Annotated in this window: 9 protein-coding genes; 6 read left to right on the top strand and 3 right to left on the bottom strand. The window is 38.5% G+C overall.

Going from position 1 to position 10,208, the window contains the following annotated elements; translation table 11 throughout:
* Positions 1-237: 237 nt before the first annotated feature.
* Positions 238-1,230, bottom strand: coding sequence for an alpha/beta hydrolase (locus R2S57_RS29715; protein ID WP_316848537.1), 993 nt, complete (start codon positions 1,228-1,230; stop codon positions 238-240).
* A 362-nt stretch (positions 1,231-1,592) separates the two neighbouring features.
* Here R2S57_RS29715 and R2S57_RS29720 point away from each other — a divergent pair, with 362 nt between their 5' ends.
* The 3 genes from R2S57_RS29720 (at position 1,593) to R2S57_RS29730 (ending at position 5,470) form a co-directional block, all read left to right on the top strand.
* Positions 1,593-2,564, top strand: a complete 972-nt coding sequence (locus R2S57_RS29720; RefSeq protein ID WP_316848538.1) for a polyprenyl synthetase family protein — start codon at positions 1,593-1,595, stop codon at positions 2,562-2,564.
* Positions 2,564-3,619 (top strand): TerC family protein, encoded by a 1,056-nt coding sequence (locus tag R2S57_RS29725; protein WP_316848539.1) that lies wholly within the window; start codon positions 2,564-2,566, stop codon positions 3,617-3,619. Before R2S57_RS29720 ends, R2S57_RS29725 begins: the two co-directional genes overlap by 1 nt.
* Positions 3,620-4,021: 402 nt before the next feature.
* Complete coding sequence (locus R2S57_RS29730) at positions 4,022-5,470, top strand: M20/M25/M40 family metallo-hydrolase (RefSeq protein WP_316848540.1); 1,449 nt, start codon at positions 4,022-4,024, stop codon at positions 5,468-5,470.
* A 238-nt stretch (positions 5,471-5,708) separates the two neighbouring features.
* On the opposite strand, the gene R2S57_RS29735 is transcribed toward R2S57_RS29730, so the two are convergent.
* Positions 5,709-6,461, bottom strand: coding sequence for a hypothetical protein (locus tag R2S57_RS29735; protein ID WP_316848541.1), 753 nt, complete (start codon positions 6,459-6,461; stop codon positions 5,709-5,711).
* Between the two features lie 252 nt (positions 6,462-6,713).
* On the opposite strand from R2S57_RS29735, the gene R2S57_RS29740 reads away from it, so the two are divergent.
* On the top strand, positions 6,714-7,550 hold the full coding sequence (locus R2S57_RS29740) for a M23 family metallopeptidase (RefSeq protein ID WP_316848542.1): 837 nt from the start codon (positions 6,714-6,716) through the stop codon (positions 7,548-7,550).
* 4 nt (positions 7,551-7,554) lie between these two features.
* On the top strand, positions 7,555-7,944 hold the full coding sequence (locus R2S57_RS29745; protein WP_316848543.1) for a polymer-forming cytoskeletal protein: 390 nt from the start codon (positions 7,555-7,557) through the stop codon (positions 7,942-7,944).
* Positions 7,945-7,995: 51 nt separating this feature from the next.
* Here R2S57_RS29745 and R2S57_RS29750 read toward each other — a convergent pair whose 3' ends face one another.
* Positions 7,996-8,424, bottom strand: a complete 429-nt coding sequence (locus R2S57_RS29750) for a CBS domain-containing protein (protein ID WP_316848544.1) — start codon at positions 8,422-8,424, stop codon at positions 7,996-7,998.
* Between the two features lie 393 nt (positions 8,425-8,817).
* Here R2S57_RS29750 and ahcY point away from each other — a divergent pair, with 393 nt between their 5' ends.
* Positions 8,818-10,134 (top strand): adenosylhomocysteinase, encoded by a 1,317-nt coding sequence (ahcY, locus tag R2S57_RS29755; protein WP_316848545.1) that lies wholly within the window; start codon positions 8,818-8,820, stop codon positions 10,132-10,134.
* Positions 10,135-10,208 lie beyond the last annotated feature (74 nt).

Below are 10,208 nucleotides of genomic sequence, written 5' to 3' on the forward strand. Positions count from 1 at the left end.
TCTAAGAGATAAAAAGGAAAGAGGTAGTATCTATCGGTCAATATACTTCATGAGTTATTTAGCCATCGGTCTACTCTCAATCCTTTTCACTTTATGTTTACTAAATTAAACATTGTAAACATAGGAGCTATCGGATTTATTTCAGCATCTATCTTGCAAGGTAGACCCTGAAATAAATTTACTCCGTAGCTTTCGTAAACTCAGGTCAGGGTGACGACTAGTGATTAATAAAATAAATTAATAAACAGGCACCTTAAGCGTACTTCCTACAAAATTTTCAATAGCAGTATTTACAGTTGATAGATCTTTCGAAGTAATATAAGATCCCATCACGTGGTTCCCTGCATTGGGTACGGCCTGTTTTCTTTTTAGCGCATTCGGTGTGCCCAGTTCATCAAACATTTTCAGCATGGCATCTACACGCACGACGGGATCCTGCTCGAGTTCATTTTTGTAATAATAGAGCAGCAATACAGGCTGTTTTACTTTTTGGAAAGTAGATTTTACCATACTGCTTTCGATAAATTCTTCCAGCTCTACCAACGATTCGAGGCGGTAATTGGTATACCAGTATTTTTTGTATTCGTCTGTTCGGTCGTCTACTTTACGTTCATCGCCCCCAACCACTTTTCTGGCGATCTGTAATCCCCATGGGTTATTCAAAAGCCAGGCGTTTTTATCATTAATGGCCACATTTGGCGACAATAAGATCAAACTATTAATTTCCGGATAGGTTGCCGCCAGTTTTAAAGCCACGGTGCCACCAGTTGAAGTGCCTACTAAGATCACTTTTTTGCCCAATTTTTTACCGATGGCATAAGCTTGTTTACTGGTTTCCCAAAGGCGGTCGGCGGTAAAAAATTGCATGGGCGCGAGGGTATCGATGCCATGATCGGCCAAACGTGCTAAATATAAATTTGCATTTAATTCTTTTGCTAAGTTAAGGTAAACCGGGTTGCCTTCTGTTTTTGACGCCGAAAAGCCATGTAGATAAACAATGGCATACTCGGTTTGTTGATGTGTGGAATCCGCCCATATGATTTCGGCTTCATTGCCTGGTTTTATTTTGTGCATCGATTCGATACTGGCCACATAATGCTCTAAATCTTCGAGATCAGGAACCTGAGTGAGTTCGGTATTGTAAATTGGTTTTTTTGGTTTCGGCCCCAATAAGTAAGCAGCAACAATTAATGCCGAAAGGCCGATAATTACTTTGTAGCGTTTTTTCATGGATCACTTATTGTTTTTTAACGGTGATGAAGCAATTATGAGCTTTCTAAGCATCATAATGTTTCATTTTCGGTCCAGCTAATATTGGTTTAAATGTAAAATTTGAAATTAAATAAAGCTAATTTTTTTGAGGAATTAATTGTACGCTTTGAGGGGCATTTGCCTGCACCAGCCCATCATGTTAAACCTGATAGCGCCAAATAGCCCACAGCCCGAAGCATGAGGGCGAGGACTATGGGCAATAGCAGGACTAAAGATGTTGAGGATTACTGCTGTTGTTTTTCAAATCCTTAATAATAAGATTGCACATTACCTTTTTATGGGAAATTAGCTTAAGTTTGCAATCAAAATTTTTCGACTTAATGCCGGGAATCGAACAGATAAAAACACCTATAGCTGCTGATATTAAAGCGTTTGAAAAAACCTTTAAAGAATCTATGCATAGCGACGCACCGTTGCTGGATAGGATTACCCATTATATTGTAAAGCAAAAAGGCAAGCAAATGCGACCGATGTTCGTGTTTTTTGCGGCTAAACTATGCGGTGGAATTACAGAATCAACCCATCGCGGGGCTGCTTTGGTAGAGCTTCTACATACGGCTACTTTGGTGCACGATGATGTGGTAGACAATGCTTACGAGCGCCGGGGTTTTTTCTCTATCAATGCTTTATGGAAAAATAAAATTGCCGTATTAGTTGGCGATTACCTTTTAGCGAAGGGATTGTTGCTTTCGGTAAACAATAACGAACACCGTTTGTTACAGATTGTATCGGAAGCGGTTAAACAGATGAGTGAGGGCGAATTGTTGCAGGTAGAAAAGGTGCGTAGAATGGATATTTCGGAGGATCTGTACTTTGATGTGATCCGTCAGAAAACAGCTTCTTTAATTGCCTCTTGTTGTGCTGCGGGTGCTGCTTCGGCAGGCGCTGATGATGAAACCATAGAAAAAATGCGATTATTTGGCGAAAAGGTAGGAATTGCCTTTCAGATTAAAGACGATACCTTCGATTTTGGAACTGATGATGTGGGCAAACCTTTAGGCATTGATATTAAAGAAAAGAAAGTAACGCTACCATTAATTTATGCACTAAATAAGGCCGAAAAACCTGAACGTAAAAGGATTATTAATCTGGTGAAAAACCATCAGGACGATCCAGTTAAAATTCAGCAGATTATTGATTTTGTAAATGCGCAGGAGGGTGTGTATTATGCCAACCAGAAAATGTTGGAATACCAGAAAGAAGCATTTGATATTTTGCACAGTTTTGAAGCAGGCGAAGCACGCACTGGTTTAGAACAACTTGTACTGTATACCACTGAACGTAAAAAATAATGAGTAACGAATTACTTTTTAGCCTGGGTTTCCTTCTTTTTATTGTGCTGATTCTGGCTTTAGATTTAGGTCTTTTTAGCCGGAAAGAGCATATCGTAAGCTTGAAACAGGCTGGGGTAATGAGTTTGATCATGGTGGCTTTGGCCATCGGCTTCTACTTTCTGTTGTTAACAGAAGGTCATCAGCTGCACGGAATAAAGGATTTTGGCCATCTACAGGAAATTGTAACCAAACACCAGCACCATATAAAACTAATTCCCGGTGATTTTGAGGGGAGTTTGGCGGTATATAAACAAAACCTGGGTTTAGAGTTTTTAACCGGTTATGTAATCGAATATGCTCTATCGGTAGATAATATCTTCGTTATTGTGCTTATTTTTTCTGCATTTGCCGTTGAAGAGAAATATTATCACCGTGTATTGTTCTGGGGGATTTTGGGCGCAATAATTATGCGTTTCATCTTCATTTTTGTTGGTGCGGCACTGATTACCAAATTTGCATGGATACTTTATATCTTCGGTGCTTTCCTTGTTTTTACAGGGGTGAAAATGTTTTTCAGCAAGGAAGAAGACGATAAGATCGATCCTGAAAACCATCCCGTAGTAAAATGGGCTTCGAAAATATTCTCTATTCATCCAAAGTACGAGGGTAAAAACTTCTTTGTTAAAATAGACCATAAAACATTGGTTACGCCCTTATTCCTGGTGTTACTCATTGTAGAGTTTACCGATCTGTTATTTGCCGTAGATTCTATCCCGGCCATTTTCGCGGTAACAAAAGATCCTTATATCGTATTCTTCTCTAACATATTTGCCATCATGGGTTTACGTTCCATGTTCTTCCTGTTGGTGAATATAATTCATAAATTCCATTATCTAAAAACTGGATTGGCAGTTTTACTGGCTTTTATCGGTGTAAAAATGTTGGGGCACACCTATCTCGAGAAATGGGGTTTCACCACCGAACATTCATTGATTGTGATTCTAAGTATTTTGGTAATCAGTATTGTGGCTTCATTGGTTTTTCCGAAGAAAAAGTTTCATGTAAAATCTTAGTTTATGTTTTGTCATTCTGAGGGATAATTTATTGTATAAAAGTCAATAGGAATGGACAGATGGATAAAGAAGCTGAATGGTCTCGAAGTTTCGTCATTTCGACCGCAGTGGAGAAATCTTTTAAATCTGATTTCAATAACTTGGTACAAAGATCTCTCCACTTCGCGTTGCTCCGGTCGACATGACGGCCAGTCTATTGGAATCTGTTAATGCTAGCACAGCGAAGAATCTCTTGCTACTACAGGAAGGCGTTTCATAGGTTGCAGATGCTTCGTGCCTCAGCATGACAGCATATTTAGGGTTGGTACGAGAAAGAAATGTTCGCGCCAAAGCAAAATAAGCGTTACAGCTAGCAATAGCTGGCTAAAATTTGTACTTTCAGCAACTAAACTACTATTCTTAATGAAATACCTCTTCTCTACAGCGCTTTTATGTACCGCTTTAATGGCTAATGCACAAGATAAATTCGGTGATGTTTTTACCAAAATCAATACCGATGTGCAACAAAACTCAAAAGCCTATCAAACGCTTAAATATGAAACCGAAACCATTGGTCATCGTTTAACCGGCTCAGCAAATGGAGCAAAAGCTGAACAATATGCATACGATCTGTTAAAATCTTATGGTTGTGAGGTTAAGTTTCAGCCTTTTGAGGTAGAAAGCTGGGCAAGGAAAAGCATTAGTGTAGAAATTGGTGCTGATAAAAACAGTCTGACAAAAATGAAAGCAGTTACGCTGGCGCATTCGCCGGTAAGTGCTGATGTTACTGGTGAAATTGTAGATGCCGGAAATGGATTGGAAGCAGATTATCAGGCCAATCCTGACAAGTTTAAAGGCAAAATTGCTTTGATTTACCTGGGGGTATTGCCAGGCTCCCCGGCAGGAACCAAATCCTTGCACCGCTCAGAAAAGACTGCCATTGCAACAAAATATGGTGCAATTGGGGTAATCATTATCAACACGGTAAAAGATGGGGTGCTTTTAACCGGAACCGCTTCGGTAACGGGTAAATTGATTCCTATTCCGGCGGTTTGTATTGGTTTGGAAGATGGTATGGCACTGAAAGCAAAGGTTAAGTTACAAACACAGACCGTGCATATCGCCATGACCAATTTCTCAGGTTTGATTAAAGCGCGTAACGTAGTAGCCATTTTTAAAGGAACGGAACTGCCCAAAGATAAAATTGTAGTAGGTGGGCATTTGGATAGCTGGGATTTAGCAACAGGTGCAATCGACAATGGCATTGGTTCTTTCGCCATTATGGATATGGCACGTACCTTTAAAAAACTGAACTTAAAAACCAAACGTACGGTAGAATTTGTGTTGTTTATGGGTGAGGAGCAAGGTTTGTTGGGTTCTAAGGCTTATATCGATCAGGCCAAAAAAGACAAAACCTTAAACCAGGTGAAGTTTATGCTGAACTACGACATGACCAACGATCCAAAAGGTTTTTCTACCTCACGATCAGAAATGAAAGATCTGTTTACCACCTGGGGAAGCGATATTGTAAAAATTGATACGGGTTTTAAAAACCTGTTTAATGCTGGTGCGGGTTTACACAGCGATCATCAACCGTTTATGTTAGAAGGTATTCCTACAGGTGGCGGTTTTGGTGGTAAATTACCCAATAATTCTGGTCCGTTTTATCACTCAGATGGAGATAGCTTTAAACTGGTTGACGAGCAAGAGCTTAAAAATACAGTGCGTTATAGCGCTATGTTAACTTACGCGTTGGCCAATACACCGAAAATTCCGGTAGGTGTTCAGGGTGAGGAAGAATTAAGGGTTTTCTTAGAATCTCAGAACCTGAAAGAGCCATTAACTATTGCTGGTGAGTGGAGATGGAAGTAGCCGTTGGGTTGATTACACTGATGTTAACTGTGGATTGATTACACCGATTTTATTGTCTTTTTCCTTACAGGTTGATTACAGAGATTTCTATGTCTTAATTATACTAGATTAATTCTTCATTTCCGTAGCGGAGAACGCGAAGGCACTACATAGCAAAATCTTTGAATTGATTTGAAGGACATTCCTAATAGATTTCTCGACTTCAATGCGCTCCGTTCGAAATGACGACTTTTTGCTGCTAAAGCAACCAATAAAAAACTTTGTAGGCGATCAATTTCTGGTCTAATGTTGTTGCTTTATGGAGTAGATTGATATCGGCATTTCTTAACGATTGCACGGGTTTTCTTTTTGGGTTTTCTTCCTGGAAGCCGCTTATTTTGCTTTGCCCTTCTTTGATGTCTAATGGAGACAAAACAAAATTCAACGTATCATCATTTGCAATTCTGCTAAGCATAATTGCCCTTTTATTGATTTGCCTGATTTTAACATTGTCATGTACAGGAATAGCTGTCCCGTTTTTATAAAAAATACCTATGGTTTCTATTGTTTTATAATCAGTATTCCTTAATACATTTACGGTATATGCTGTATCAGGAAGCTGATCTTTAAACTTTTTCTTTGCAGCAATTATTTTTTCCTTATTGACTGGAACATCATCTAAATAGAAATCAGCCAGCTCAATTTTGTTGTAATTTCTTGCTGTTTTAAACATCCTACCAACAATATCAATTGGAGTATTGCCTTCATCAGTAATAAATAAAAAATAACTGATCAAAACAGTTATTGTTATGCCGATGAATTGAAAATATTTTGTTTTAATCCTTTTTCTTGTCAGTATGTAATGGGTGAACGTGAATAAGAATGAGATAACACCAATAATTGGGATTGTTAATAATGTCCCTAAACTTGCACCCTCACCAGCCATTGGGAAACTATTAAAGAGGATAATGTTGAATACGAGTGCGACTGCTGGATAAATTAGCGCTTTCATTTAATTATTTTGTATACTAATATAGGCTTTAAATGGATACAGCTTTGAATGCGTGTAATACGCCAAGTTTGAACCACACTTAAATGTTACACACCTGTATTTAGGCTATAATAAACCGCATGTTGAAGGTTAATTCGATGTTAACCGTTGATTATATTTATTCCCTGAAGTGTTAAACTTAAACTTAGTTTTTGACTATGTACTTGTTAATCATATATTTGTTTTAGTACCAAACAAAAAATCTGAGTAAAAATGAACAGAAAACGGAATAAAACGACCGTAATTTTTGTAAATAAAAATCAAAGTTCAAACAAGCCCATTCAAGTTCCGACAGCTTATATCGTACATTGGAAAAAGTATATTTTAGGCATTTTAGGATTGTTCTTCATTCTTGTAGCGAGTATATTTTATTTGATCCGCAGTAATTCTAGTGTAGAATTGGCCAAGAGTAAACTCGAACTGGCACTTTTAAAAAGTAAAGATAAACTTGCCATTATCGATACTTCCTCCCTTAAAAAACACTATCAATCGATCGATAAAAAACTGCTCACGATTAATAAATATCTGAAAGCAAGAGGGCTAAAGCCAATTTTGACAGGTAATGAAGGCGGTGAGCAAAGTGATGAGATTTTATCGGCTGAGGAGATCGGCGAATTTTACGACAACTACCTGAGTAAAATTACATACAATGTAGCCTATACCCCAATGGGTTACCCGCATCTGGGTTCCATAACATCTGGTTATGGCCATCGCGAAAATCCTTTTAGCGGCGAAAATGTAGAAACTCACAAAGGGCTCGATATCAGGGCCAGTTATGGCGATCTTGTTAAATCAACGGCAAATGGAAAAGTGATTTTTGCAGGCAGACGTGGTGGTTATGGCAATTGCATCGTAATTAAACACGGTAACGGCTTTGAAACGTACTATGGCCACCTCTCTAAAATTTTGGTAAATGTTGATGAGGAGGTTATTGCTGGTAATAACATTGGTAAAGTGGGCTCAACCGGACGATCAACTGGTCCACATTTACATTACGAAGTACATAAAAATGGTAAAGTTATTAATCCAAGATCCTTTTTAACCTTATAAGCACATGTTCAAGAAAAACAACGTAATTAAAGACTTAAACCAACAGGAAATTTCTACCATTATTGGTCTCGGATTTACGATAACAGGCGAGCTAAAAGGAAAAGCAGTAGTCAGGATCGATGGTACTGTAATCGGAAACGTAAATGTGGAAGGCGGTGTTGTTTTAGGTGAAAAAGGAATGATTAAGGGTGATATCCAAACCGCTTCGGCCATTATTTACGGAACCGTAAATGGTAATGTGAAAAGCCAGAACCTGGAAATAAAAAAGACGGGTAAAGTGAATGGCGACATTAAAACAGAAGCCATTGAAATTGAGATGGGCGCGCAGTATAATGGTAAACTGGAAATGCACCAATCAGGAAAAACGGAAGATAAAGTAGCGGTAAAAGTTTAAGGCTCATTTAATGGTTGGTGTCTCACTAACCAACGTAATTTAATATCAGCATTATCCGCTTATATAACTTTCCAGTTGTGAAATGGTCTGCTTTTGATCCGCAATAATAAACTTAACCACATCACCGATCGAAACCATTCCTTTTACTTCCCCGTTTTCTACAACCGGTAAATGGCGGATGTGTTTATCAGTCATCAGCTCCATGCAATAATCGATGCTATCACTTAAATTAATGGTGATGGGCTGTGCGGTCATGGCTTCTTTAATCAGTGTATCTTTTGATGATTTACCCTGAAGGATGATTTTTCGGGCATAATCGCGCTCTGTAAAAATACCACGGAGCCGATCGTTTTCCATCACCAAAACCGCACTGATGTTTTTTTCTGTCATTACTTTTAAGGCATCTAAAACAGAAATATTTTCTGATACCGAAATAATCCGTACCTGTTTGGTATCTAATAATTGTTTTACGCTTTTCATAAAGTTCTATTTGGTTACAACAATTTAAGAAATAATTCACTGTAAATCAAAGTTTTATTTTTGATGATTCAAGGTTTTTGAAAGAAGTCAAGTTTAATATGCGCCTAGTCATATTAAACTTGACTTTGGAATCTATCAAAGGATCTCATTACTTTAAACAGGAAGGTCAGCTCCCGATTGAAAATCGGGCCTTTAGTGGATGGCAGGAGGGAGCCCAACCGAAGAACTACTGGACTTTGCTTTCCAAAAGATAGTTAAGGCATTAGGTATTGATGCTTCGTTGTGAAAAATCAGCCAGCTATTTTACAATCAATAGATCACCTTGCGCTTTTAATTATTTGGCTTTGACAAAGCTATGCCGTAACTTTGCATTTCATTTAAAAACAAATAATTATGTCATCAGTAGAGACTTCTTATATCCCTTACAAAGTAAAGGACATTTCACTGGCAGAATGGGGCCGTAAAGAAATTGAATTAGCCGAAGCAGAAATGCCAGGTTTAATGAGTTTACGTAAAGAATTCGGTCCAACACAACCGTTAAAAGGTGCGCGTATTGCAGGCTGTCTGCACATGACCATCCAAACGGCTGTATTAATTGAAACATTAACTGCACTGGGTGCTGAAGTGACCTGGTCATCTTGCAATATTTTCTCTACACAAGATCATGCTGCGGCTGCAATTGCTGCTGCTGGTATTCAGGTTTATGCCTGGAAAGGTTTAAACGAAGAAGAATTCGACTGGTGTATTGAACAAACTTTACACTTCGGTCCGGAACAACAACCATTAAACATGATTTTGGATGATGGTGGCGATTTAACCAACATGGTTTTTGATAAATATCCTGAGCTAATTGCTGCAATTAAAGGTTTATCAGAAGAAACCACTACTGGTGTTCACCGTTTATACGAAAGAATGAAAAACGGAACATTGCACTTACCTGCAATTAACGTTAACGATTCGGTTACCAAATCTAAATTTGATAACAAATACGGATGTCGCGAGTCGTTAGTAGATGCGATCCGTCGTGCTACCGATGTAATGATGGCTGGTAAAGTAGCTGTTGTTTGTGGTTATGGCGATGTGGGTAAAGGTTCTGCAGAATCGTTAAGCTCACAAGGTGTACGTGTTATCGTGACGGAAATTGATCCGATCTGTGCTTTACAGGCTGCAATGGAAGGTTATGAAGTTAAAAAATTAGCTACTGCAATTAAAGAAGCAGATATCGTGGTAACCACTACTGGTAACTGTGATATCGTTCGCGAACAACATTTCAGGGCATTAAAAGATAAAGCGATTGTTTGTAACATCGGTCACTTCGATAACGAAATCGATATGGCCTGGTTAAACGGTACTTATGGCGATACTAAAGTGGAGATTAAACCACAGGTTGATAAATATACCATCGACGGTAAAGATGTAATTATCCTGGCCGAAGGTCGTTTGGTTAACTTAGGTTGTGCAACTGGTCACCCAAGTTTTGTAATGAGTAACTCATTCACTAACCAAACTTTGGCGCAATTGGAACTTTGGACAAACACTGGCGCTTACGAAAACAAAGTGTATACTTTGCCTAAACATTTAGACGAAAAGGTTGCCCGTTTACACTTAGAAAAAATCGGTGTAGAGTTAGATGTTTTAGATCAACACCAGGCCGATTATATCGGTGTACCGGTAGAAGGTCCATTCAAAGCAGATACTTACAGGTACTAGTCCTGAGTCTTCAGTCGAAAGTCTGGAGTTGATATCATTAAGAGGGATGTGCAAATTGCATATCCCTTTTTTTA

This window comes from Pedobacter psychrodurus, assembly GCF_032678585.1.
GTDB lineage: Bacteria > Bacteroidota > Bacteroidia > Sphingobacteriales > Sphingobacteriaceae > Pedobacter > Pedobacter psychrodurus_A.